27 protein-coding genes are annotated in these 24,605 nt (G+C 65.2%); 5 read left to right on the top strand and 22 right to left on the bottom strand.

Annotation, left to right across the window (positions count from 1 at the left end; genetic code table 11):
- The first annotated feature begins 152 nt into the window (after positions 1 to 152).
- Together ABE960_RS07055 and ABE960_RS07050 are read left to right on the top strand one after the other, a co-directional pair.
- Positions 153 to 521, top strand: coding sequence for a phasin family protein (locus ABE960_RS07055; RefSeq protein ID WP_349761543.1), 369 nt, complete (start codon positions 153 to 155; stop codon positions 519 to 521).
- A gap of 146 nt (positions 522 to 667) precedes the next feature.
- Positions 668 to 1,246 (top strand): carboxypeptidase-like regulatory domain-containing protein, encoded by a 579-nt coding sequence (locus tag ABE960_RS07050; protein WP_349761542.1) that lies wholly within the window; start codon positions 668 to 670, stop codon positions 1,244 to 1,246.
- A gap of 15 nt (positions 1,247 to 1,261) precedes the next feature.
- On the opposite strand, the gene hda is transcribed toward ABE960_RS07050, so the two are convergent.
- Positions 1,262 to 1,963 carry a DnaA regulatory inactivator Hda gene (gene hda, locus ABE960_RS07045; RefSeq protein ID WP_349761541.1) on the bottom strand — a complete coding sequence of 234 codons (702 nt, stop codon included), beginning with the start codon at positions 1,961 to 1,963 and terminating at the stop codon, positions 1,262 to 1,264.
- The gene (locus ABE960_RS07040; protein WP_349761540.1) at positions 1,960 to 3,039 is read right to left on the bottom strand and encodes an AI-2E family transporter; all 1,080 of its coding nucleotides are present in this window, start codon (positions 3,037 to 3,039) and stop codon (positions 1,960 to 1,962) included. Before ABE960_RS07040 ends, hda begins: the two co-directional genes overlap by 4 nt.
- A 136-nt stretch (positions 3,040 to 3,175) precedes the next feature.
- Here ABE960_RS07040 and purM point away from each other — a divergent pair, with 136 nt between their 5' ends.
- The gene (gene purM, locus ABE960_RS07035; RefSeq protein WP_349761539.1) at positions 3,176 to 4,249 is read left to right on the top strand and encodes a phosphoribosylformylglycinamidine cyclo-ligase; all 1,074 of its coding nucleotides are present in this window, start codon (positions 3,176 to 3,178) and stop codon (positions 4,247 to 4,249) included.
- The gene (gene purN / locus ABE960_RS07030; protein ID WP_349761538.1) at positions 4,246 to 4,986 is read left to right on the top strand and encodes a phosphoribosylglycinamide formyltransferase; all 741 of its coding nucleotides are present in this window, start codon (positions 4,246 to 4,248) and stop codon (positions 4,984 to 4,986) included. Before purM ends, purN begins: the two co-directional genes overlap by 4 nt.
- A gap of 106 nt (positions 4,987 to 5,092) precedes the next feature.
- Here the strand turns inward: purN and dcd are convergent, their stop codons facing one another.
- From dcd to ABE960_RS07000, 6 genes are all read right to left on the bottom strand, one after another.
- Entirely contained in the window at positions 5,093 to 5,659 is a 567-nt protein-coding gene (gene dcd, locus ABE960_RS07025) for a dCTP deaminase (RefSeq protein WP_349761537.1), read from the bottom strand.
- Between the two features lie 177 nt (positions 5,660 to 5,836).
- Positions 5,837 to 6,637 carry an iron-sulfur cluster carrier protein ApbC gene (gene apbC, locus ABE960_RS07020; protein WP_349761921.1) on the bottom strand — a complete coding sequence of 267 codons (801 nt, stop codon included), beginning with the start codon at positions 6,635 to 6,637 and terminating at the stop codon, positions 5,837 to 5,839.
- Between the two features lie 180 nt (positions 6,638 to 6,817).
- Complete coding sequence (locus tag ABE960_RS07015) at positions 6,818 to 7,843, bottom strand: coiled-coil domain-containing protein (protein WP_349761536.1); 1,026 nt, start codon at positions 7,841 to 7,843, stop codon at positions 6,818 to 6,820.
- 140 nt (positions 7,844 to 7,983) lie between these two features.
- A complete protein-coding gene (gene arfB, locus ABE960_RS07010; RefSeq protein WP_349761535.1) occupies positions 7,984 to 8,397 on the bottom strand; it encodes an alternative ribosome rescue aminoacyl-tRNA hydrolase ArfB in 414 nt (137 codons plus the stop codon).
- A 59-nt stretch (positions 8,398 to 8,456) separates the two neighbouring features.
- Entirely contained in the window at positions 8,457 to 9,131 is a 675-nt protein-coding gene (locus ABE960_RS07005; RefSeq protein ID WP_349761534.1) for a polyamine aminopropyltransferase, read from the bottom strand.
- Between the two features lie 145 nt (positions 9,132 to 9,276).
- Entirely contained in the window at positions 9,277 to 9,825 is a 549-nt protein-coding gene (locus tag ABE960_RS07000) for a YqhA family protein (protein ID WP_349761533.1), read from the bottom strand.
- Between the two features lie 125 nt (positions 9,826 to 9,950).
- On the opposite strand from ABE960_RS07000, the gene ABE960_RS06995 reads away from it, so the two are divergent.
- Positions 9,951 to 10,880: a YihY/virulence factor BrkB family protein gene (locus ABE960_RS06995; RefSeq protein ID WP_349761532.1), complete on the top strand. Its 930-nt coding sequence runs from the start codon at positions 9,951 to 9,953 to the stop codon at positions 10,878 to 10,880.
- A 121-nt stretch (positions 10,881 to 11,001) separates the two neighbouring features.
- On the opposite strand, the gene ABE960_RS06990 is transcribed toward ABE960_RS06995, so the two are convergent.
- The 14 genes from ABE960_RS06990 to urtA all read right to left on the bottom strand — a co-directional run bounded on the left by ABE960_RS06990 (position 11,002) and on the right by urtA (position 24,299).
- A complete protein-coding gene (locus tag ABE960_RS06990) occupies positions 11,002 to 12,477 on the bottom strand; it encodes a phospholipase D family protein (RefSeq protein ID WP_349761531.1) in 1,476 nt (491 codons plus the stop codon).
- A 161-nt stretch (positions 12,478 to 12,638) separates the two neighbouring features.
- Entirely contained in the window at positions 12,639 to 12,869 is a 231-nt protein-coding gene (locus tag ABE960_RS06985) for a hypothetical protein (protein ID WP_349761530.1), read from the bottom strand.
- Positions 12,870 to 12,963: 94 nt separating this feature from the next.
- Entirely contained in the window at positions 12,964 to 13,602 is a 639-nt protein-coding gene (gene ureG / locus ABE960_RS06980; RefSeq protein ID WP_349761529.1) for an urease accessory protein UreG, read from the bottom strand.
- A 10-nt stretch (positions 13,603 to 13,612) separates the two neighbouring features.
- A complete protein-coding gene (locus tag ABE960_RS06975) occupies positions 13,613 to 14,329 on the bottom strand; it encodes an urease accessory protein UreF (protein ID WP_349761920.1) in 717 nt (238 codons plus the stop codon).
- Positions 14,319 to 14,831: an urease accessory protein UreE gene (gene ureE, locus ABE960_RS06970; protein ID WP_349761528.1), complete on the bottom strand. Its 513-nt coding sequence runs from the start codon at positions 14,829 to 14,831 to the stop codon at positions 14,319 to 14,321. Before ureE ends, ABE960_RS06975 begins: the two co-directional genes overlap by 11 nt.
- Before the next feature lie 29 nt (positions 14,832 to 14,860).
- On the bottom strand, positions 14,861 to 16,564 hold the full coding sequence (gene ureC, locus ABE960_RS06965; protein ID WP_349761527.1) for an urease subunit alpha: 1,704 nt from the start codon (positions 16,562 to 16,564) through the stop codon (positions 14,861 to 14,863).
- Positions 16,561 to 16,893: an urease subunit beta gene (locus ABE960_RS06960; RefSeq protein ID WP_349761919.1), complete on the bottom strand. Its 333-nt coding sequence runs from the start codon at positions 16,891 to 16,893 to the stop codon at positions 16,561 to 16,563. Before ABE960_RS06960 ends, ureC begins: the two co-directional genes overlap by 4 nt.
- 158 nt (positions 16,894 to 17,051) lie before the next feature.
- Positions 17,052 to 17,354 (bottom strand): urease subunit gamma, encoded by a 303-nt coding sequence (locus ABE960_RS06955; protein WP_349761526.1) that lies wholly within the window; start codon positions 17,352 to 17,354, stop codon positions 17,052 to 17,054.
- A gap of 75 nt (positions 17,355 to 17,429) precedes the next feature.
- Positions 17,430 to 18,314, bottom strand: a complete 885-nt coding sequence (locus tag ABE960_RS06950) for an urease accessory protein UreD (protein ID WP_349761525.1) — start codon at positions 18,312 to 18,314, stop codon at positions 17,430 to 17,432.
- A 271-nt stretch (positions 18,315 to 18,585) separates the two neighbouring features.
- Positions 18,586 to 19,284: an urea ABC transporter ATP-binding subunit UrtE gene (urtE, locus tag ABE960_RS06945; RefSeq protein ID WP_349761524.1), complete on the bottom strand. Its 699-nt coding sequence runs from the start codon at positions 19,282 to 19,284 to the stop codon at positions 18,586 to 18,588.
- Complete coding sequence (urtD, locus tag ABE960_RS06940; protein WP_349761523.1) at positions 19,284 to 20,129, bottom strand: urea ABC transporter ATP-binding protein UrtD; 846 nt, start codon at positions 20,127 to 20,129, stop codon at positions 19,284 to 19,286. The genes urtE and urtD overlap by 1 nt, the downstream gene beginning before the upstream one ends.
- Complete coding sequence (gene urtC / locus ABE960_RS06935) at positions 20,126 to 21,277, bottom strand: urea ABC transporter permease subunit UrtC (RefSeq protein WP_349761522.1); 1,152 nt, start codon at positions 21,275 to 21,277, stop codon at positions 20,126 to 20,128. Before urtC ends, urtD begins: the two co-directional genes overlap by 4 nt.
- Before the next feature lie 3 nt (positions 21,278 to 21,280).
- On the bottom strand, positions 21,281 to 22,879 hold the full coding sequence (gene urtB / locus ABE960_RS06930) for an urea ABC transporter permease subunit UrtB (RefSeq protein WP_349761521.1): 1,599 nt from the start codon (positions 22,877 to 22,879) through the stop codon (positions 21,281 to 21,283).
- Positions 22,880 to 22,997: 118 nt separating this feature from the next.
- On the bottom strand, positions 22,998 to 24,299 hold the full coding sequence (gene urtA / locus ABE960_RS06925; RefSeq protein ID WP_349761520.1) for an urea ABC transporter substrate-binding protein: 1,302 nt from the start codon (positions 24,297 to 24,299) through the stop codon (positions 22,998 to 23,000).
- Positions 24,300 to 24,605 lie beyond the last annotated feature (306 nt).

Raw genomic sequence — 24,605 nt, 5'->3', positions numbered from 1 at the left:
TCCAGGGCCCGACGCGCCGGCACAACTTTCTTGTTCTTGCATGTTGCAACGCACAAAGCTCTCTGCTATTGTGCACTGCAGCAGAGACCCAGAAGGCATCGGCTGTCCGCCACGGCCTTCGAATTTACCCGAAACCCCTGGAGGGAATCACGATGCAAAACTTCGACACCAAGCAGTTCACCGATCAGTTCGAATCCATGCTCCTCGGCCCGGCTCGCGCCTACGCCGCCCTGTCCGTGGACTACAGCGAGAAGCTGGTCAACGCCCAGCTCGACGCCAGCAAGGCCTATACCGACACCGGCATGGCTCAGCTGCGCAGCCTGATGAACGTCAAGGATGCCGAGGGCCTTAAGTCCTACATGGAAGGCCAGCAGAAGGTCGCCAAGGACCTGACAGAGCGCCTGAAGGGCGACGCCGAGAAGGTCGTCTCCCTGCAGCAGGACTTCGTCCAGCAGAGCCAGAAGCTGACCGAAGAGAACGTCAAGCAGGCAACCGACACGGCCACCAAGGCCGCCAAGTAAGCCTGACAGCGTCGGCCCTGCCGACGCCGGGTTGACCAGCACTCTGGTCAGTCAGCAAGGGGCCGCCGATCGATGATCGGCGGCCCTTTTGCGTTATGCTCCCGGGTCACGATGTCCCATCCATCCATCCTTCCGGGAGAGCTGACATGACACGCTGGATCCTTCTGGCCCTGCTGGGGCTCTCGCTGGCAGGGTGCCAGATCATCGAGCCTCGTTATCCCGCCGGGAAAAGCGAGCGCATCGAGGTGATCGATCGGGGGGCGTCGGCACCCGGCGAGACCAAAGGTGCCGATCGTCCCTTCACTCGTTCTACCACTCGTTATTCAACAAGCGGGCGTGTTGCCCGCCAGGTGGCCTTTCCCGCCGCCGAGTATGCCGCCCTGGAGAAGCGCGGCACCGCCATGATCAGCGGACGTCTGCTCATGGGTGGCCGCCCGATGGCGAACCGCCCCGTCTCGGTGGCACCGGTGACCACCTACTCCGCCGAAGCCGCTGAACAGGCCCTTGCAGGCCGCGCCGTGGAGTCTGCCGATCCCCGCGCCCGTGAATACACTCACACCACCCGCACCGACGGCAATGGCACCTTCCGCCTCGATGGCCTGCCCGCCGGCGATTTCTATGTCTCGAGCAGCGGACAGGACCCCGTCAGCGGCAAGACACAGGTGATCATCCGCCAGGTCAGCCTGGGGAATGGCCAGTCACGCAGCATCGAGCTCAGTCGCTGAAGGAAGGTGATGCGTTCACCAGCCCAGCGCCTGCTTGACGAAGGGAATGGTCAGCTTGCGCTTGGCGGACAGCGAGGCGCGATCCAGGGCCTCCAGGGTCGTGAAGAGCGCATCCAGACGCCGCGGCCCGCGATGCAGGATGTAGCGGGCCACCTCGTCGGGCAGTTGCATGCCGCGTGCCCTCGCGCGCAGTTGTAGCGCGGCCAGGCGTCCGACGTCGTCGAGCCCCTGCAGCTGGAAGGTCATGCCCCAGGTGAGGCGCGAGGCCAGGTCCGGCAGTTTCACCGAAAGCTGTCGTGGCGGGGCGTCTGCGGCGATCACCAGGCGCTTTCCTGCATCACGCAGACGGTTGAAGGCATGGAACAGCGCCTCCTCCCAGCGCTTCCGCCCGACGACCCGTTCGAGGTCATCGATCGCCACCAGGTCCAGACGCTCGATCTCCTCGAGCATCATCGGCGGAAAGTGGCCGAGCTCCGCCAGAGGCAGATAGAGCGAGCGGCCGTCACGATCAGAGGCCTCATGGCAGGCGGCCTGTAACAGGTGACTGCGGCCCGTGCCGGACGCGCCCCACACATAGAGGAAGGGCTCGCCGTCATCGTCGAGCTGGTGCACGAGCCGGTCGACAAGGGTCGCGTTCGGGCCGGGGTGAAAGTTGGCGAAGGTGGCGTCATCGCGCAGCCCCACGCCCAGCGGCAACTGCGCGGGTGCTCGACTCATGGCGACTCCTCGTCGTGGGTACGTTGGCGTCCGGCATCATACAGGCTGCTGTTTTTATAATGCGCATGGAGATAACGCAACACCACCATCACCATGGCGGCCACGGGCAGCGCCAGCAGCACGCCGGTGAAGCCGAACAGCTGCCCCCCGGCAAGCACGGCAAAGATCACGGCCACCGGATGCAGGCCGATCTTGTTGCCAAGCAGCTTGGGCTGCAGCACCACGCTCTCGACAAGCTGGCCGAAACCGAACACGGTCGCGACACCGAGCAAGATCAGCCAGTCGCTGAACTGGAAGAAGGCCACCACGCCGGCCACGGAAATGCCCACGATCACCCCGAGATAGGGCACGATGCTGGCAAGGCCGGCGAGCAGGCCGATCAGCAGGCCGAAACGCACGCCCAGCAGGGTCAGCCCCACCGCATAGATCACCCCCAGGCAGAGCATGACGATCAGCTGACCACGCAGGAAGGCGGAGAGCACCTCGTCGCACTCACCGGCCAGGCGAACCGCGGCGGGTTCCCAGCTGCGCGGGAGCGAAACACGCACCTTGGCGACCAGGATGTCCCAGTCGAGCAGCAGATAGAAGGTGACCACCGGGATCAGCGCCAGGTTGGCGACCCAGGCCGCCACCGCCAGGCCTGATCGCGATACCTGGGCCAGCAGGCCGGCGGCGAAGGTACCGGTCTCCTTCCAGTTGTCGACGAACGCCTTGCGCATCTGGTCGATGTCGGTGGAGAGGTCCAGCCCGGTCAGCGACTGGACGCCCGGCACCACGGTCTGCTGCACCCAGCTGAGCACCGCCGGCAGCGACTCGATCAGCTGGCCGAGCTGCCGGCCGAGGATCGGCACCACCACCAGCAGGGTCAGCACGATGACCAGGGTCAGCAGCAGGAACACCAGCGAGACCGCCAGGCGACGCGACAGACCATGCACCTCGAGCCGGTCGGCCAGGGGATCGCCCAGATAGGCCAGGACCATGCTGACGAAAAAGGGCATCAGCACCGGTTCAATGCTGATCAGGAACCATAGCCCCACCGCCGCCACTGCGGCGGCTATCCACCACTGTCTGCGCATTCCCTCCTCCCTGTGTCGACTTGGCCGGCAGGCTGCCAGCCGTGCGTCGTGATGCTACAATCCGTTCCCCGAACCTGACCGTCGCGCGTCGCCTGGCGACGGGCATCGCGACCGCCATTCTCATACAGGAAGCGTCATGACCGATTCCACCAATCGCCCGACCGGGGCCTCGCTCAGCTACAAGGACGCCGGCGTCGACATCGATGCCGGCAATGCCCTGGTCGACCGCATCAAGGACGTCGCCAAGCGCACCACCCGTCCCGAAGTGATGGGCGGCCTTGGCGGTTTCGGTGCCCTGTGCGAGCTGCCGGCCGGTTACCGGGAGCCGGTGCTGGTCTCCGGCACCGACGGCGTCGGCACCAAGCTGCGCCTGGCCATGGACCTCGGCCGCCATGACACCATCGGCATCGACCTGGTGGCGATGTGCGTCAACGACCTGATCGTGGCCGGCGCGGAACCCCTGCTCTTCCTCGACTACTATGCCACGGGCAAGCTGGACGTGGATATCGCCGCCGACGTGGTCACCGGTATCGGCGAGGGCTGCGAACGGGCGGGCTGTGCCCTGGTGGGCGGCGAGACCGCCGAGATGCCCGGCATGTATGAAGGCAGCGACTATGACCTCGCCGGCTTCTGCGTGGGGGTGGTCGAGAAGTCCGAGATCCTCGACGGCAAGAAGGTCGGCGAGGGCGATGTGCTGCTGGGCCTGGCCTCCTCCGGCCCCCACTCCAACGGCTACTCGCTGATCCGCAAGATCCTCGAGATCAGCGAGGCGCCGCTGGACACCGCCATCGACGGCAAGTCGCTGGGCGATGCACTGCTCGCACCGACCCGCATCTACGTCAAGCCCCTGCTGTCGTTGATCAAGGAGACCGAGATTCCGGTGCATGCCCTATCGCACATCACCGGCGGCGGCCTCACCGAGAACATCCCCCGCGTGCTGCCCGAGACCCTGGCCGCGCGCATCGACGCCGCGAGCTGGACACGTCCGGCGATCTTCGACTGGCTGCAGGAAAAGGGCAACGTCGATGAAAACGAGATGCATCGGGTGCTCAACTGCGGCATCGGCATGGTGATCGTGGTGCCGGCAGAGAAGGCCGACCAGGCCCGTGCCCACTTGCAGGCCCAGGGCGAGACGGTGCACCGCATCGGGATCATCACCGCCCGAGGCGACGCCGACGAGCCGGTCCAGCTGGAGAACCTGAAGGCATGAGCGGGACCGACTACCAGAGCGATACCTTGAACGCCTTCACCCCCGAACCCAGCGAGGCCCGGCGGGTGGTGGTGCTGATCTCCGGCAGCGGCAGCAATCTCCAGGCGCTGATCGATGCCCAGGCGCATGACGCCCTGGGTGGCGAGATCGTCGCGGTGATCTCCAACCAGCCGGATGCCTATGGCCTGAAGCGCGCCCGGGACGCCGGGATCGATGCCGTGGCCCTGCCCCATCGCGAGTACGACAGCCGCGAGGCCTACGACGGTGCCCTGATCAAGGTGATCGAGCGCCATGAGCCCGACCTGATCGTGCTGGCCGGCTTCATGCGCATCCTCACGCCGCGCTTCGTCAACCGCTTCCTGGGCAGGATGCTCAACATCCACCCCTCGCTGCTTCCCGCCTATACCGGGCTGCACACCCATGCCCGCGCGCTGGCCGACGGCGTGACCGAACACGGCTGCAGCATCCACTTCGTCACCGAGGAACTGGATGGCGGCCCGGTGGCCCTGCAGGCCGAAGTGGCCGTGGTCGAGGACGAGACGGAAGAGAGCCTCCAGGCGAAGGTCCAGGCTCGGGAGCACCTGATCTACCCGATCGCCGTGCGCTGGTTCCTCGAGGGACGCCTGCAGCTCAAGGGCGACGGGGCCAGCATGGACGGTGTCGCACTGCCACCGACCGGCATGCGACTCTCCCACCAGGATGCCGCCGAGGAGCTCGACGAGGACGTCGAGGAGTAAGCGGGCCAAGCGGCCAAGCGTGTTGATTTATCTCGTGCAAAAGAAAACCCCGAAGGCCTCGGCCTCCGGGGTTTTCTTGTAGCTCGGTGCTTGTAGCTCGGCGCTGTCAGGTACGCGGGAGGGTCACCCCGCGCTGCCCCATGTACTTGCCCCCGCGGTCCTTGTAGGAGGTCTCGCAGACCTCGTCGGACTCCAGGAACAGCATCTGTGCCACGCCCTCGTTGGCGTAGATCCGGGCCGGCAGGTTGGTGGTATTGGAGAACTCCAGAGTCACGTGTCCTTCCCACTCTGGCTCCAGCGGCGTCACGTTGACGATGATGCCGCAGCGGGCATAGGTGGACTTGCCCAGGCAGATGGTCAGCACGCTGCGCGGGATGCGGAAGTACTCCACGGTGCGAGCCAGGGCGAAGGAGTTGGGCGGGATCACGCAGGCATCGCCCTTGATGTCGACGAAGCTCTTCTCGTCGAAGGCCTTGGGGTCCACCACCGCGGAGTGGATGTTGGTGAACACCTTGAACTCATCGGCGCAGCGCACGTCGTAGCCGTAGCTGGACGTCCCGTAGGAGATCACCCGCCGCTCGTTCACGTAGCGCACCTGATCGGGCTCGAAGGGCTCGATCATGCCTTCCCGCTCGGCCATGCGGCGGATCCATTTGTCGGATTTGATGCTCATCGACACGTCCTGATGCTGTCTGTAGGAAAAAACGGCGAAGGAAAACCGGGGCCACATCATAGCGGCCCCGGAAGGGAAGGTCACGGCAACTCGGTCTCGCCAGGCATCGATGCTGTCCCGGCCAGTCGACAGGCCCGCGTCCCCGGCCCCACGCCATGCGCCGCCGTGACGGTCCCGTCAGTCGCCGAATGAGATCTCCGGCCCATCGGGCTGCTGGCCTCTGATCTGCTCGACCACCTGTCGGGCCATGTCGCGGAAGGTGGTGGTCACCTCGCTCTGTGGCTCGGCCACCACGGTGGGCCGACCGCCATCCACCTGCTCACGGATCGCCATGGTCAGAGGCAGACGGCCGAGCACGCGGGTCTCGTACTCCTCGGCGATGCGCTCGCCGCCGCCCTCACCGAAGATCGGCTCACTGTGGCCGCAGTGGGAGCAGAGGTGCAGGCTCATGTTTTCGACCACACCGAGCACCGGTACATTCACCTTGCGGAACATCTCGATGCCCTTGCGGGCATCGAGCAGCGCGATGTCCTGGGGGGTGGTGACGATCACCGCGCCATCCACCGGCACCTTCTGGGCCAGGGTCAGCTGGATATCGCCGGTCCCCGGCGGCATGTCGATGAACAGGTAGTCCAGGTCGCCCCAGGCCGTCTGCGTGAGCATCTGCTGGAAGGCACCGGCCACCATGGGGCCACGCCACACCATGGGCTCACGGATGTCGGCCAGGAAGGCCATGGACATGGCCTGGATGCCGTGGACCTCGAGCGGCTTGAAGCGATTCTCACCGGCGGACTGGGGACGCACCCCCTCCCCCACCCCGAGCATCTGAGCCTGACTGGGACCGTAGATGTCGGCATCCAGGATACCGACCCGATAGCCCTCGGCGGCCATGGCCAGCGCCAGGTTGACGGTGACGGTGGACTTGCCCACCCCACCCTTGCCGGATGCCACGGCGACGATATGCTTGACCCCTTCGATCACGAATCACTCCTTATGCGGTTGGGGCTGCCACGCAAGTGGCATGAGCGGCCAGTATACCCGTCGGGTCGCCCTGCCATGCAATGCCCGCCTATCGAAGCCTGTCCATCAATGCCCGGGAACGAGAACGGCGAGCCAGAGGCTCGCCGTTGGACGGATGCGACGACTGCTCAGGCTGGCTCAGTCGGAGTTGGCATCCTGAGAGGCCTCGGACTTGGCTTCGGACTCAGGCTGGGCGTTACCATCTTCATTGCCCGCTGACTGCACGCTCTCCTCCAGACCGGCGAGCTCGTTGCGCCAGGTCTCTAACTGTCCGTCAAGGCGCTCCAACTGGGTCTGACGAGACTCGATCTGAGACTCGATCGCGGCCACTTCCTCGCGGCCGACCTTGATGGCGACTTCCAGGTCCTTGAAGGTCTCGCGGGCCTGGTCGACGGCTGAGCGGGCTTCCTGAAGCTCGCCCTTGGTCGTCTCGAGGGCCTGACTCGCCTCGCTGAGGCTGGCCTCGAGCCCTTCGACCTCCTGTTGCAGGGCATCGCGCTCCTGCTGCAGGGCAGCGCGCTCCTGCTGCAGGCTTGCAAGCTCATCGTTCACCCCTGCGAGGCTCTCCTCGGCGGCGGCGATTTCCTGCTGGAGACCCTCAAGCTGGGCATTGGCATCGTCACGCGCGGCAACCGCGTCGCTACGCTCCTGCTCGGCCTTCTGGCGGGCCTCCCCGGCGGCCTGACGTGCCTCCTCGGCTTCCTGACGGGAAGCCTGGGCCTCGTCGCGCGCCTGGACGGCCTGCTGGCGTGCCTCTTCAGTGGTGGCAAGTTCCTGCTTGGCGGCATCGAGCTCTGCCTGGCGGGCCTCCAGGTCAGTCTGTGCGGACGCCACTGACGCCTGGGCCACTTCCAGCTCGGTGCGCGCCACATCGATCTCGGCCCGGATGCTCTCCAGCTCGGCCTCGGAAGCCTGCAGCTGCTCCTCGAGCTCGCTGCGACGTGACTCGAGGTCATCGATGTTGCCGGCCTCGCTCTGCAGCTCCTCGACGCGACCGGAAAGTGTCGCATTCTCGGCCTGGGCGTTATCGAGTTGCTCGCGAAGCGAATCCAGTGCCTCGTTGCTGGAACTGACACTCGACTGGGCCATCAGCGCCCAGATGATCGCAACCACCGCCACGGCCGACAGGCCCTTGACGCGGTTGTCCTTGAAAAGATCGCTCATCGACGAATCTGCCATCGGCGGATCCCCCTGGGTGGTTGAATGTCTGTCGTCGGCCACAGAGACCGATCGTCATGGTCACGACTTCCAGCATACACACCCGACAAGTGACCGCCACCCATTCATCGACGACGCCTTCAACGTCAGGGCTCGACCTTGCCGCGCAACGCCTTGTGCCGGCCACGCTTCTTCTTGCTGTCCAGCCGACGCCTCTTGGCGCCCTTGCTGGGCCGGGTAGCGATGCGTTTCTTCGGCGCGTACATCACACTCTTGATCAGCGCCTTGAGTCGTGCAAGCGCCTCGGCACGATTGCGCTCCTGGGTACGGTGACCCTGCGCCTTGATGATCACCACCCCGTCACGGGTGATGCGTTGATCGCCAAGCGTCAGCAGCTTCTCCTTGAAGCCCTCGGGCAGGCTGGAGGCCTTTATGTCGAAGCGCAGATGAATGGCCGTGGCGACCTTGTTGACGTTCTGACCGCCGGCACCCTGGGCGCGCACCGCCTGCATCTCGATCTCGTGGTCGGGAATGGTCACCTGGCGAGAGAGTTCCAGCATGCTGTCTGCCTTTTGGTGGAAAGTGGATCCGGGCCTGACACCTCCGGACACGGGGTCGATCAGCTGGCCAGCCAGATCCGGTGCCTTGCCCCCTTGCCGGGACGGTGGGCTCGCACGGTGACCTCCTCGACCAGCAGACCGAGACGTTGCAGTCGATCGGTGAAGGCCGGATCAGGTCCCGCCGACCAGACCGCCAGCACCCCGTCGGGACGCAACGCTTCCTGGGAGGTCGCGAGCCCCCTGGGCGAATAGAGACGGTCGTTTTCCCGACGCGTCAGCCCCTCGGGGCCGTTGTCCACGTCGAGCATGATGGCATCGAAGCCGCCGGGCTCTGAGCGCAACAGTTCGCCGACGTCTCCCAGGCTGACACGCGTCCGCGGGTCATCCAGAGGATAGCCGGCGGCCGCCCCGAGGGGGCCGCGATTCCACTCCACCACGCCCGGGACCAGCTCGGCGACGACTACCTCGGCGTCCTCGCCAAGGGCCGCCAGCGCCGCCGCGAGAGTGAAGCCCATGCCCAGGCCACCGACCAGCACGCGCACGCCACTGCGCCCGGCGAGGGGCCGGCAGGCCAGTTCACCCAGGGCGTCCTCAGAACCGTGCAGGCGCGTGTTCATCAGCTCACCCGGTGCGCCGGCGATGCGGATGGAGAACTCGTCATTGCGCTGCAGCAACCGCAGCTCGGTGCCCTGACCGGGGATGCTCGCCGTGCCGATCACTTCAAATTTGGCCATGGTGTCTCGCTGCCCAAGGGGCTGGTCCAGCCTGGATGGTGGTGCCGAAAGCGCGCATTATGCCCGCAGCGACAACGACTTGCCATGTGCAGACCCGCGAAAAGGAACCTATACCATGGACACGGACCTGGGCTCGAGGCCGGCATCATTCCTGCTTGTGGGCCAGCGCCATGAGATAGAGCGCCAGCGCGAGGGCCAGCACCGACAGCGCCAGGTAGATGGCTTCCAGCGGCGAATCGAAGTTGATCCCTACCACGGCACGAAAGAACTCGATGATCACGGCGAGAATTACCACCCGGGCGATCTTGTCCTTGAGCTGATCGAGCGAGTGAACGTTGAAGGGATGGTTCGGATCACGCCCCTCGACAGGCTCGAGACGAGAGACGAAGAGCTTGTAGACGCCCATCCCGAAGATCATCAGCACCAGGGCGATCAGGTAGATGTCCACGGCCACGATGATGTCGGTGACCACGCTCTTGTGAATATCCGGCCCTCCGGTGGTGTAGTACCGCCAGGTATCTCCCAGCACCGCAAGCATGTCGAGACTGGCGATCAGGAAGAGCACAAGGGCGCCCAGCAGGGCCGGCACAACGGCCAGAAGAACCATCAGGCGCGAACTCCAGAGAAAGGCCTCGAAGCGTCGCTCGAGTTGGCCGCGTATCGCATTGCGCTCGGGCCGGGAATCCGGTTGCATGACAGGCTCCTGTTTCATGGTGATCTATGACAGACCATCGGCTGACGGGCTATCGTCATCGGGCGTTGACCCACTCGCGCAGGATACGCTTATGATGATGCAGGCACACTGGCACGGCAGCCCCGATGACATCACCATCCGAAGCGTCCCGACATCCGATCCTCACCCTGCTGCCGCTGATGCTGCACTTCATGTGGCGAGTGCTGTGCGCCTTCCTGCGCAACCGAGGCATTCTGCTGGCCGGCGGCGTGGGCTACAACATCCTGCTCTCCATCGTGCCGCTGTTCGCCCTGATGGTCGTGCTGCTGGCCGGGGTGGTCGATCAGCAGCACCTGCTCGAAGTGTTGTCCATCCAGGCCCGCCATCTGGCCCCCGCCCACGCGGAGATACTGCTCGATGCCGTGCGCACTTTGCTCGATTCCCGCGATGTCATCGGCATCCTGGGCTTTCCCGTGCTGCTGCTGTTCAGCTCCTTCGCCTTTCGCATGCTCGAGGACGCCCTGGCGATCATCTTCCATGCGGCCGACACCCACCATCCGGGTCGCAGCATCTGGGTCTCGGTGGCATTACCCTATGCCTTCATGCTGGTGCTGGGGGCAGGCCTGCTGGCCCTGACCCTACTGGTCAGCGTGGTCAGTTCGGTGAATTCGCTTTGGCTGGCACTCTTCGAGCGTGATCTCCCCCTGGCCGGCCTGTCCGGGCCGATGCTCAACCTGACCAGCTTCCTCGGCGTATTCCTGCTGTTCAGCGCCATCTACAAGGTGCTGCCGGTGGTCAGGATCGCCCTGCGCCGCGCCTTAGTGGGAGGCTTCGTGGCCGCCCTGCTGTGGGAGGGCGTGCGCCTGCTGCTGGTGTTCTATTTCGCCAACATCTCCCTGGTGAATGCGGTCTATGGGTCGCTGGCGACCCTGGTCGTGGTGCTGCTGAGCCTGGAGGTGGGAGCCATCATCCTGCTGCTCGGGGCCCAGGTAATCGCCGAACTGGAGCGCAACGCCCGCCTTGGCCTGGCCTGGCACATCGACCCGCGCCACCAGGCGGTGACCCATGTGGATTGACGCCCACAGCACCGGTCGATGCTCAGAAGATGGAGAGCCATCAGCTTCAGAACTCAGCTTCAGAAAAGAGCCATCAGCTTCAGAAAAGAGCCATCAGCCGTCATAAATGGGCCTTCAGCGATCAGAATGTAGAAAGTCCGGTGGCCTCCATGATCCGATAACGCAGCCGCTGCCAGGTCGAGGCGTCGTCATGGGCGGCAAAGGGCTCGCTGGTAACCCGCTGCGGAGTCGATTGCCAGCGACGCTCGAAGAAGGCCGACGCGTCTTGCAGGGCCGGCGTGTCGGCGGGTCCCACCAGTCTCACGCTGGTCTCCAGGTTGAGGTCGTCCAGGTTGCGCCGGGTGAAGTTGGCCGAACCCAGGATCATCTCGCCCTCGCCACCGGCCGCGGCGGGTCGGCGCAACAGCAGCTTGCTGTGGCACTGCTCCCCTTGGGTGGCGCACCAGCGCATCGGCACGCCGGCGGCGTGGAGCTCGTGGGCCACCGGCCGATTGGGAATGCCGCCCTTCTGTAGCCCGAAGGCGTCGCGATTGGGGTCGAGCAGCACGCGCAGTGCCACCCCTCGCCGCTGGGCCGCTACCAGTGCCTCGATCACCTCCCGATGCGACAGGTAGAAGACGGCGACATCGAGCCGGTCACCCGAACCGCTTGCCTGGATGGCCGCGAGCAGGGCCTCGCGGATGGCCCCCTCGGTCAGCACCTGTACTCTCGACTCCTCAACAGATCCTCTCTCGACAGACGCTCCCTCGACAGAGCCCTCCTCGACCGTTGGCTCCGGGCCGGTGGAGGACCTTGGGCCTGGCAGGCTCACGCCCGACCAGCCGGCCACCGGGCGCTCCGAGGCCAGCAGGTCCAGGGCCGCCGCGCCTTCGAAGCGCAGCGCCACGTTGCCATGCAGGCTGCTGGCGTCATGGGGATTGGCCGAGGTGATCAGTCCCGCCCAGCCATCCCCCCGATCCACGATTAGGGTCTTGCGATGATTGGCGTTGAAGTTGAGCAGGGCCATGTAGCTTCGCAGCGTCACCTTCCCCGGCCCCAGGGCATTGGGCAACCAGCCACCGTCACTGTGGTTGCCGAGCCAGCGCGGCCCCAGATGCCAGGCCCCCGACCAGAGCGGATTGGAGGCGCGCAATCGGGTGATGTCCGTGACCACCACCGTGACGCCGGCCTCACGCAACCTTGCAAGGTGCGCAAGCTCATGACCGCCGTAAAGGGTATTGAGCGGGTCGGTGATGACCACGGCATTGAGGACGGGATACCGCTTCTTCTGATCGACCAGGGCATCGGTGATCTCGGCCGACAGCGGCCGGAAATCCTGACCGTCGGCGCCGCCCGCGAAGTCGTTGAACAGGAAGATATCCAGCACGACCAGGCGCTTCGCCTGGCCGATCATCGCCATGACCTCGTCGAAGATTTGGCGGCGGGCTCGGCGCTCCCCCGAGGGGGTGTACCAGGTCTCGTCGGCGAGGAAACTCACGTCGACGGCGGGACGTTCAGGAAAGGTCCGACCGAGTCCTTCAGGCAGCGGCTTGTAGCGCTGCCAGGCGCCCATGCCGGCCCAGGCGACCAGCAACGCCATCATGATCCAGGGCCACATTCGCCGCCTCCCTCGCCCGGGTCTCTGCTTGCCGTCCATGACATCTGCATCCGTCATGCTACCCATCGCGGGTAACCTCAACGGCCAGCATAGCGAGAGGTCGTGCAAAAAGCAGTGCACCCGGCCAAGGCCGGGTGCACGCCGAGCCGAGACAGGGCAGTTCAGCCCAGTCGGCGCAGTCGACGGCGGCGCAGGACGAGGCGCGCCAGCCCAGCCAGGGAAGCCATTCCCAGGGCGGCAATGCCGAGCACGGCCAGCATCGACGGGCTGCCGGTATGGGCATGCACCGAGGGGGCACCATGGCCCGAGTGCGCCAGCACGACGGAGGCCGGCAGCAGCATCGTGGCGCAGAGGACAACGCAGCGAAGGGTCTTGGAAGAACGAAGGGTCATGGGGTGATCTCCTGGGAGTGGCGGATCATGATCAGGCTGAAACAGGGTCAGGCTTATAACAGATCAGGCTAATAACAGGTCAGGCTCACGGGCATCAAGCGGTGGCGGTGCCCGCCGCGACACGGCGCTCCGGAAGCATGCCGCGGTCGAGGATGAAGGCGATGATCTCTTCCAGGCCGACGCCGTCATAGAGGTTGGTGAAGACGAAGGGACGCTCCCCGCGCATCTTCCTCGAATCGCGTTCCATGACCTCGAGCGAAGCATGGACCTGTTCGGCGATATCCATCTTGTTGATGATCAGCAGATCGGACTTGGTGATGCCCGGCCCCCCCTTGCGCGGAATCTTGTCGCCGGCGGAGACATCGATCACGTAGAGGGTCAGGTCGGAAAGTTCCGGGCTGAAGGTGGCCGAAAGGTTGTCGCCACCAGACTCCACCAGCACCAGTTCGAGGGCCGGATGAAGCGCCTGAAGCTCGTCGATGGCCGCGAGGTTCATGGAGGCATCCTCGCGAATGGCCGTATGCGGGCAACCGCCGGTCTCCACCCCGAGGATGCGATCCGCCGGCAGGGCCTCGTGCTTGAGCAGGAAGTCGGCATCTTCCCGGGTATAGATGTCGTTGGTGACCACGGCGATGTCGTAGTGGTCTCGCAGGGCGAGGCAGAGCTGCTTGAGCAGGGCCGTCTTGCCGGAGCCCACCGGGCCGCCGACGCCGATACGCAGGCAATGGGTCATGATGTCTCTCCTAGCTTCTGAACAGTCGTGAGTACTGGGTCTCGTGCAGGGCACTGGCCATGGCCAGGCCGGGCAGCACCGGCCCCAGGGCGTCATCCTCGAGCCCCAGCGCCTCGTCCACCGCCGCCACCAGCGCTGGGCGCAATCGCTCCACCAGGCGCTGGGCGGCAGTATGGCCCAGCGGCAGGGCCTTGCAGGCCACGGCCAGCTGGTTCTCCAGCCAGGCCCAGGCGAAGCCCAGCAGCGCCTGGCGCGTCGGCACGCCGCGGGCATGGGCCGTCCAGGCGAAGACCGTCACATAGCCGGCATTGGTCGGCAGCGCCGGTGCTTCGCTCGAGGGACCACCGGGCAGCAGCGACAGGCTACCCAGCAGCCGCATGAGGGCGGCGCCCAGGCGGCTATCCTCGGCGGCAAGCTCAGCGGTCTCGCGGTTGGCCGCGAGCCACTCATCCCACTCGGAGATGGCCTCGCTATCCGCCTCGTCCCAGGCCCGTATCAGACGCGCCAGGACTGGCAGCTCACACCGCGTCAGGCCGTCTTCCAGCACCCCCTCGAGCCACTTGCCGAGGCTCGCCTCGTCGGACACCCAGCCCAGCTCGAAGGCAGTCTCGAGCCCCTGGGAGAAGGCGAAGGCCCCGATGGGCAGGGCCGGGCTGACCAGTTGCAGCAACCCCAGCAGTGCCAGGTCATCGTCCCGGGCCGCCGTCGCCGGCCCCTCAGTGGGCATGATCATGGGCATGGCCGTGGTGATGATGGTGGTGGTCCTCCCCGGCCTGGGCGTTGGCCTGAGCATGGGAGTAAGCGCCGGGCTCAGGGTCGAAGGGCGCCTGATGGTGCTCGAGGCTCGCCCCGAGCCGCTCGGCCAGGGCCTCGAGCACATGATCCGGCGGGAAGCGCACGAAGCCGCCCTGTCCGTCCTCCCCCAGCGCAAGTTGCACGTGACGGTTGCCCAGGTGATAGGCGAGCCGCGCCAGGGGCAGCCCTGCCCCGGTGCGTGCGGTAACCACCGGCTCCACGGCGGCCCTTATGCGGACCACCTCGCCCCCCTCGGCGCGCAGCCCCTCGCCGTCACGCAGCACCGGGCCACGGTCGAGGAACAGGCCCATGGCCTGCCCGCCATCGCTTGTGGCCTTGAGCCGGCCCAGTACGCGCTGCTCGTAGGGCAGCGTCAGGGTATCGGTGGCCTGGTTCGCCTCGATGGGGCCCAGGCGTTCAATCAATCTCAGCATTGGCATCGTCTCTGGAACTTGTCCATGGCTCAGAACAGGTGATAGCGCTGGGCCAGCGGCAGCTCGGTGGCCGGTTCGCAGGTCAGAAGCTCACCATCGCAGTGCACCTCGTAGGTCTGCGGGTCCACCGTCAACTGGGGACAGGCGTCGTTGAGCTTCATGTCAGTCTTGCGCACCCCACGCACATCCCGGCAGGCACTGAGCGGACTGTGCAGGCCGAGACGGTCCCCGATGCCGGCCTCCAGAGCCGCCTGGCTGACGAAGGTCAGGCGGGTCTGGCTCGCCGCTCGGCCGAAGGAGCCGAACATGGGGCGGTAGTGCACCGGTTGGGGAGTGGGAATCGAAGCGTTGGGGTCGCCCATGGGCGCCGCGGCGATCATGCCCCCCTTGAGGATCAGCGCCGGCTTGGTGCCGAAGAAGGCCGGCTTCCAGAGCACCAGGTCGGCCAGCTTGCCCACCTCGACGGAACCCACCTCATGCGCGATGCCATGGGTGATGGCAGGATTGATGGTGTACTTGGCGATGTAGCGCCTGGCGCGGAGATTATCGGCACCCAGGGCCTCGTCCTCGGGTAGCAGTCCGCGCTGAACCTTCATCTTGTGGGCGGTCTGCCAGGTCCGGCAGACCACCTCGCCTACCCGCCCCATGGCCTGGGAGTCTGAGGCGATCATCGAGATCACGCCCAGGTCCTGCAGGATATCCTCGGCGGCAATGGTCTCGCGTCGTATGCGTGAATCGGCAAAGGCCACGTCTTCGGGAATGTTGGGGTCCAGATGGTGACACACCATCAGCATGTCGAGGTGCTCGTCGATGGTGTTAACGGTATAAGGCCGAGTCGGATTGGTCGAGGACGGCAGCACGTAAGGCTTCGAGCAGGCGGTGAGGATATCCGGCGCATGGCCGCCCCCGGCCCCCTCGGTATGATAGGTGTGGATGCCGCGTTCCTTGAAGGCAGCCAGGGTGTCCTCGACGAAGCCCGACTCGTTCAGGGTGTCGGTGTGGATCGCCACCTGGACATCGTAGCGATCGGCGACGCTCAGGCAGTTGTCGATGGCCGCCGGCGTGGTCCCCCAGTCCTCATGAAGCTTGAGGCCCATGGCACCGGCCTGAAGCTGGGCCTCCAGTGCCTCGGGCAGGCTGGCGTTGCCCTTGCCGAGAAAGCCGATGTTCATGGGCATGTCGTCCACGGCCTGGAGCATCTTGCCGATATGCCACTCCCCGGGGGTGCAGGTGGTGGCGTTGGAGCCAGTGGCAGGCCCCGTGCCCCCGCCCAGCATGGTGGTGACACCGCTCATCAGGGCCTCCTCCACCAGCTGCGGGCAGATGAAGTGGATGTGGGCATCGAGGCCGCCGGCGGTGAGGATCTTGCCCTCTCCGGCGATGATCTCGGTGCCGGGGCCGATGACGATCTCCACATCCGGTTGGGTGTCCGGGTTGCCGGCCTTGCCGATGGCGGCAATGCGACCGGCCTGGAGCCCCACGTCGGCCTTGACGATGCCCCACCAGTCGAGTATCAGCGCGTTGGTGATCACGGTGTCCATCACCGTCTCGTCGTGACGCTGGCTCTGCCCCATGCCGTCGCGGATCACCTTGCCGCCGCCGAACTTCACCTCCTCACCGTAGTGAGTGGCATCTCGCTCCACCTCGATCCACAGGTCGGTGTCGCCAAGGCGCACCCGGTCACCCACCGTGGGACCATACATGTCGGCATAGGCCTGTCGGCTGATCTTCATGGCTGACCTCCCTGATTCGCGGCATCGAGGCTGCCCATGACGTCCCCATGGAAGCCGTAAATATGACGCTCTCCGGCATAGGGGATCAGCGTCACCTCTCGCACCTGGCCCGGTTCGAAACGGATCGCCGTGCCGGCGGCCACCGCCAGGCGGTAGCCCCGCGAACGCTCTCGGTCGAAGGTCAGGGCCGGGTTGGCCTCGGCGAAGTGATAGTGGGAACCGACCTGGATCGGCCGGTCGCCGGTATTGGCCACTTCGATGGTGATGGGCTCGCGGCCCGCGCAGAGCTCGATCTCACCGTCCTGCAGCTGGTACTGGCCTGGAATCATCAGCACTCCCCTCCTGTAATGTTGAAAACTGCGCGAGCGGTGGTCAGGCAAGGCGGCGAGCATCAAAAAATGGATCGGACTCGCGCCCGAGTTTACGTTTTGTAAATGAGCATTTTTTGTTGCGACGCCAACACAGCATGACCGAGCGCAGCCAGTTTTCAGACGATAGGCGTATGAACGGTGACCAGTTTGGTCCCGTCCGGGAAGGTGGCCTCGACCTGCACCTCGTCGACCATCTCGGCCACCCCTTCCATGACGTCATCACGGCTCAGTATCTCGCGCCCGTAGCTCATGAGGTCCGCGACGCTTCTCCCGTCGCGGGCGCCCTCCATGATCTCGAAGCTGATCAACGCGACCGCCTCGGGGTAGTTGAGCTTGAGGCCACGATCACGCCGCCGCTCGGCCAGTTGCGCTGCCGAGAAGAGCAGCAGCTTGTCCTTGTCTCTGGGAGTCAGTTCCATGGCAACCTCTCGTCTTTGAATATTCGCGACACGGCATCCACATCGCTTGCAGGAGCAGAGCTCCCACGGCGATTTCTAGGTCAGCCAGATGCGCGGAGTATGGGCCGGCAGGCCAATCAACCGCGGCCGCAGGATCTCCCAGGCCTGACGACACAGGTGCCAGGCCTCGTTGCGTTCATTGCCAAGGTAGCGCAGCAGCAGGACTCCATGTCGCACCGTCACCGCCCATCGCGGGGTCATCGGCAGGTTGTCGCGCAGCGCGTCCACGGCACCCGGCTCGTCCTCGAGCCCCACGGCCCAGAGCGTGGCCTGGACGGTGGCACCGCCCTGCCCCCATCGGCCTGAAAAACGGGGATGGCCGGGGTCCAGCGGTTGACGCTCGATCCACAGCGGCCGGCCGTTGCGGGTCAGATGGAAGCGCTGCTCGATGCATCCGCTGGCGAAGGGCAGCGCGCTCGCCGGGCGGCCCAGGGCCATTACCTCCCAGCCGAGGCAGCGTGACGTCTCCGACAGGGAAATGGTGGTTCGTTGCTCGCCCCTTGAGCCGTCGAAGGCGAGGGTTTCCTGGGGCAGCCACTCGAGGACACCCTCCGCGGCGACATCGAGGTGCGTATGCTGCTGCCAGGCGACGCCGTGGCTATCGGCCCGGTAGAGCTTGTTGGCGGCCGGGGTGGTCAGCAGCGCATGGGCGCCGGCGCCGACCCGCGCGGTGACGGTCAGGGCGTCACCGCTGACCAGCCCGCCCGGCGGATGCAGAAGGTAGACGTGGCAGGCCCCTTGACGGCCCTCGGGGTGGAAAGGGCGCTGGACCCGCAGCGGCCCGAGATGACGAGCTCTCGTCATGCGGGTCACGCCGTCACGGGGCTCGAAGGCCAGGTCCAGGGAGGCCGCCCAGTGGCGCCCGGCATCGAAGCGGTGCCCCGAGGCCTGCGCTGGCGTGAGTGTCGGGAAGGCCGTCATGGCATAGCGCCCTGTCAGGAAGGTGGTAACTCCCCTGTCAGGGCAAGGGCTGTACCAGAACGGTGAGGACCAGAGTTACTTCACTGCTTTCAATGGCTTACATTAGCCAAAAAGAAACAACATTACCCCTATTACGCACCATATAGGTGCAATAAGAAGGGGCTCATGCACCAAGGCCGGGAATGCCTGCGGGCAACCATTCCGAACTGGTGCATGCGCGGAGGGCTACGCCAAGGCGTCGTGGCTGGCCAGCATAATCTGATGAAATCGGCTAGACCGTCAGGTGCTCGCGGATCAAGGCATCGGAGAGATCGCCGATCTTGCCGCGGGCCACGGGACGCCCTCGGTCCATGATGACGAAGCGATCGGCATACTTGCGGGCGAAGGGCAGCTTCTGCTCCACCAGCAGCACGCTGAGGCCATCCTCGCGCATCAACCGGCGAATCACCTCGCCGATCTGGGTCACGATGTTGGGCTGGATGCCCTCCCCCGGCTCATCGAGTATCAGCAACCTAGGCTCGAGGACCAGGGCACGACCGATGGCGAGCTGCTGCTGCTGTCCGCCCGAGAGATCACCGCCGCGACGATGCTTCATTTCCTCGAGTACCGGGAAGAGTTCATAGACTCGCGCAGGAATCCGGGTCAGGCCATCCCCGCGAGCGGCCAGGCCGGTACGCAGGTTCTCCTCCACGGTGAGCAGCGGGAATATCTGGCGTCCCTGAGGCACATAACCGATACCCAGCCGAGAACGCTCCTCCACCCGTTTGCCGGTCAGGTCGATGCCATCGGCGTAGCGAATGCTGCCGGAGGCCACCGCCACCTCGCCCATGATCGACTTCATCAGGGTGGTCTTGCCCACCCCGTTGCGCCCCATCACGCAGGTGCACTGCCCCGTCGGCACCTCGAGGTCCAGGTCCCAGAGGGTGTGGCTCTCGCCGTAGAACTGATTGAGCGTCTCGATGGTCAGCATCAGGCGGCGTCCTCCTCGGGGTCGGCGCCCAGGTAGACCTCGACGACCTTGGGATCATTGGAGACCTGGTCCATGCTGCCCTCGGCAAGCACGCTACCCTGGTGCAGCACCGTCACCGTGCGAGCTATGGAGCGCACGAAGCCCATGTCGTGTTCGACCACCACCACGGACTGCTTGCCCTTGCCGGCGAGGCCCGTAAGCAGCTCGGCGGTGCGCTCCATCTCCTGCTCGGTCATACCGGCCACCGGCTCGTCGACCAGCAGCAACCGAGGACGCTGCATGAGCAGCATGCCGATCTCCAGCCACTGTTTCTGGCCGTGAGAGAGGACGCCCGACGGTCGATGCCGAAGCTCGGTGAGCCCGATGGTCGTCAGCACCTCCTCGATCCGGTCGCGGATCTCGCCGGTCATGCGCGCGGTGAGCGTGGGCAGGATGCTCTTGTCGGCCGTCATGGCAAGTTCCAGGTTCTCGAACACCGTCAGTGCCTCGAACACCGTGGGTTTCTGGAACTTGCGCCCGATACCGAGGCTGGCGATCTCCGGCTCGTTCATGGCCAGCAGGTTGTGGCGGCTGCCGAACCAGACCGAGCCCCTGTCGGGTCGCGTCTTGCCGGTGATGATGTCCATCATGGTGGTCTTGCCGGCGCCGTTGGGGCCGATGATGCAGCGCAACTCGCCATCGTCGACGGTCAGGTTGAGATCATTGATCGCCTTGAAGCCGTCGAAGCTGACGGTGACCCCATCCAGATAGAGGATCGGGCCGTGGCGAACATCTACCGGAGAGGACGCCGGCACCAGGAAGTCGAAGACCCGGTCACGATCGGCCAGAGAATGCAGGAAGTTCATGCGGAGGCCTCCCGGGGCTCAGTGGATTCAGGCGATGGCGGCGGCGTCTGGCGACGGCGCAGGCGGTAGGCCAGCAGGCCTGCGATGCCCTTGGGCAACAGCACCGTGACCAGCACGAACATCCCCCCCAGGGCAAATAGCCAGGCATCCGGCATCACCCCGGTGAACACCGTCTTGGCATAGTTGACGAGTATCGCGCCGATGACCGCGCCGTAGAGGGTGGCGCGCCCGCCCAGCGCGACCCATAGCACGATCTCGATGGAGAAGATCGGCGAGAATTCGCTGGGGTTGATGATGCCGACCTGGGGCACATAGAGCGCCCCGGCGACCCCGGCCAGCATGGCCGAGACCACGAAGATGAACAGCTGGAAGCGCTCGACCCTATAGCCGAGGAAGCGGGTGCGCGCCTCGGCATCACGAGTGGCCACACTGACCCTGCCGAGCTTGCTGGCAACGATGGCTCGACACAGTACGTAACCCACTGCCAGGGCCACGCCGGTGGCCAGGAACAGGCCCAACCGGGTGGCGTCGCTGCGCAGGTCGAAGCCCAGCAGCTCCTTGAAGTCCGTCAGGCCGTTGTTGCCGCCGAAGCCCATCTCGTTGCGGAAGAAGGCCAGCATCAGGGCGAAGGTCAATGCCTGGGTGATGATCGAGAGATAAACCCCGGTGACCCGCGACCGGAAGGCCAGGAAGCCGAACACAAGAGCCAGCAACCCCGGTGCCACCAGCACCATCAGGAAGGCGAACCATGCCATGTCGAAGCCCAGCCAGTACCAGGGCAAGGCATCCCAGTCGAGAAAGACCATGAAATCCAGCAGCAGCGGATCGCCATAGACCCCGCGATCGCCGATCTGGCGCATCAGGTACATCCCCATGGCGTAGCCGCCCACGGCGAAGAAGGCGCCATGCCCAAGGCTCAGTATCCCCAGATAGCCCCATACCAGGTCCACGGCCACGGCCAGCAGCGCGTAGCTCAGGTACTTGCCGAGCAGGGTCACGGTATAGGTCGAGACATGCAGCGGATGCTCCGCCGGCAGGGCAAGATTGAGAAGCGTCACGGTAGCCAGGACCGTGAGCAGGATACCCAGGAATATCTGTGTCGCACGTTCACGGAACGGCCTGGTGAGCCACGAACTCGAGTAATCCATGAATCAGCCCTCCGCGGCCCGGCCCTTCTGCGGAAAGAGTCCGCGGGGGCGCTTCTGGATGAACAGGATGATGAACACGAGCACGAGGATCTTGGCCAGCACGGCACCAGCCCAGGGCTCGAGGACCTGGTTGATCACGCCCAGTGACAGCCCCGCCACCAGGGTGCCCCAGAGGTTGCCCACCCCACCGAACACCACCACCATGAAGGAGTCGATGATGTAATTCTGGCCCAGGTTGGGCCCGACGTTGGTCAACTGGGAGAGTGCCACACCGGCAAGCCCCGCTACCCCCGACCCGAGGGCGAAGGTCATGATGTCTACCCGGGTCGCCCGGATGCCCATGGAGCGCGCCATGGCGCGGTTCTGGGTCACCGCCCTCACCTCCAGGCCCAGGCGGGTGCGACGCATCACCAACATCAGCCCGGCGAATACCAGCATCGCGAAGCCCAGCACATAGAGGCGGTTGAGGGTCAGCGACAGTCCTTCGTTGATCATCAGCGAGCCACTCATCCATTCCGGGGTGACCACGGTGCGATTGAGCGGTGAGATGGCGGTGCGAACCAGCTGCTGTAGGATCAGACTGACGCCGAAGGTGGCCAGCAGGGTCTCCAGCGGGCGGCCCTTGAGGAACTGGATGACCCCACGCTCGATGGCGATCCCGGCGAGTGCCGCCACCATGAAACCGGCGGGGATCGACAGAATCAGGGCCAGGCCGGGCTGGCCGGGAAGCAGCTGCTGCATCGCCCAGGTGGTATAGGCGCCGAGCATCATCAGCTCGCCGTGGGCCATGTTGATGACCCCCATCACACCGAAGGTGATGGCAAGGCCAATGGCTGCCAGCACCAGCACCGAACCCAGCGACAGGCCGAAGTAGAGGGTCTCCAGGCCACGATTTAGTCGGAGCTTCTGCTCGATGTCGGCGAGCGCTGCCTCGGCGGCCCCGGAAAGCTCGGGGTCGTCGCTGCGCGCCGCCGCATTGAGGGCAGCGCGAGCCTGGCTGTTGAGACTGCCCGACAGGCTGGCGACCGCATCCACACTACCCTGCTCGAGACGATGAATCGCCAGCCCCTGCTCCAGCAGGCGACTGACCTCGGCATCCGCTTCGGCCTCGAGCATGCCCTGCAAGGGGGCCACCATGGCCTCGTCGACCTGCCCCAGCAGGTCGCGGGCGGCCTCGCGACGAGCGCCTACATCATCCACCCGCAGGTCAAGCACCGCCAGGACACTCTCCAACTGGCCACGCAGTGCATTGTTGATGCCGATACGGTCGAGCTCACGGCGCGACATCTCGCCGAGCGCCTCTCCGGTCAGGGCATCGACCACGGGCCAATCCCGGCCCCGGTTCTCAAGCACCACGACGAAGCGACCGCTCTCCTTTTGACGCTGCAGCTTGCCGCCGAGCAGGGCTTCCAGCCAGCCGCGGCTGCGCTCGTCGCCGCTGTCGATGATGGCCTCGATGGCCCCACCCATCTGGGCATAGGAGGCCGCATCGAGAGACTCCAGCAGGGGCTGGCCGGTGTCATCCTGGGCCTGGGCGACCAGCGGAAGGCAGGCCAGCAGGCAAAGGGCCAGCAGCCACCTGAGACGGGGGGGGATCTTCATGGACGTGTCCTGTGAATGATCGTCGAGTGGCGTGTCAAAAACACCGGGCCGATCGTCGGCCCGGTGGGTCTTTCAGCTTGGCTCCGAGAAGGAACGCCTGTGCTGCGAAGGCGGCCTGTTACTCGGCCTCGCTGCCACCGCAACTTCCGTTGACGACGTTGTAGTTACCGCAGCGCATCGGAGCACGCCAGTCGCTGATCAGGTCCTTCGAACCCTCAAGGTAGTCGGACCATGCATCGCCGGCCACGGTGGAGGGGGTTTCCCAGACGATGGAGAACTGGCCGTTGTCCTGGATCTCGCCGATCAGAACGGGCTTGGTGATGTGATGGTTGGGCATCATCGCCGCATAGCCACCGGTGAGGTTGGGTACGGTAACGCCGATGATGGCGTCCTTGACCTCGTCGACCTCGGTGGTGCCGGCCTTGCGGACCGCCTCGGCCCACATGTTGAAGCCGATGTAATGGGCTTCCATGGGGTCGTTGGTCACTGCCATATCATCGCCGGTGTACTCGATCCAGGAGTCGATGAAGTCATAGTTGGTGTCCGTATCGACACTCATGAAGTAGTTCCAGGCAGCGAGGTGCCCGACCAGCGGCGCGGTGTCGAGGCCCGTGAGCTCCTGCTCCCCGACCGAAAAGGCCACGACCGGGATGTCGGCGGCGTCGATGCCCTGGTTACCCAGCTCACGATAGAAGGGCACGTTGGCGTCGCCATTGATGGTGGAGACCACCGCGGTCTTCTTGCCTTCGCTGCCGAACGTCTTGATCTCGGAGACGATGTTCTGCCAGTCGGAATGACCGAACGGCGTGTAGTTGACCATGATGTCCGCATCGACCACGCCATGACTCTTGAGGTAGGCCTCGAGGATCTTGTTGGTGGTGCGCGGATAGACATAGTCAGTACCGGCCAGCACCCAGCGCTCGACGCCTACCTCGTTCATCAGGTAGTTGACGGCAGGGATCGCCTGCTGGTTGGGCGCCGCCCCGGTGTAGAAGACGTTCTCGGAGGATTCCTCACCCTCGTACTGCACCGGATAGAAGAGCAAGCCGTTGAGCTCCTCGACCACCGGTAGCACCGACTTGCGCGACACCGAGGTCCAGTTGCCGAAGATCACGTCGACCTCCTGCTGGGACAACAGCTCGCGAGCCTTCTCGGCGAACAGCGGCCAGTCGGAGGCCGGGTCGACCACGACGGCTTCCAGCTGTCGACCGAGCAGGCCGCCCTGGGCGTTCTGCTGCTCGATGAGCATCTCTACTGTGTCCTTGAGCACCGTCTCGCTGATGGCCATGGTGCCGGAGAGCGAGTGAAGGATACCGACCTTGATCGGATCCTCCTGGGCCATGGCGGGTGCAGCCACCCCCAGGCTCAGGAGGGATGCGGCCAGCCAGCGGGGAGAGCGGAAAGCGGATGACGGGATCATGAGATCTCCTAGCGATCAATGTTCTTGTTGATGATTAGTCCAGCGCAGGAGGACATCGCAGGAATGCCTCGTACATGTAACCGCAAGGGATGTGCCACTTCGGCGGGATGTCGATTTTTACTTTTTTAATCAGCCTATTGGACGCACATCACAAGAAGGGGGAATCCGCCGCCAGGCCATATTCTGGTGCAGGCGCGTCACCGCCCCGCTCCACGATCGCCCGCCATACTGGTGCAGCGCACCACTATGGCGCATAGCGATCAACAAGAAGACGGGGGCGCCGGCCAGGCCGACGCCCCCGCGGGG

This window comes from Halomonas aquatica, from assembly GCF_040196335.1.
GTDB classification, from domain to species: Bacteria; Pseudomonadota; Gammaproteobacteria; order Pseudomonadales; family Halomonadaceae; genus Halomonas; species Halomonas aquatica.
The sequence above is the reverse complement of the archived record's forward strand: the minus strand, read 5'-3'. Positions and strand labels throughout refer to the sequence as shown.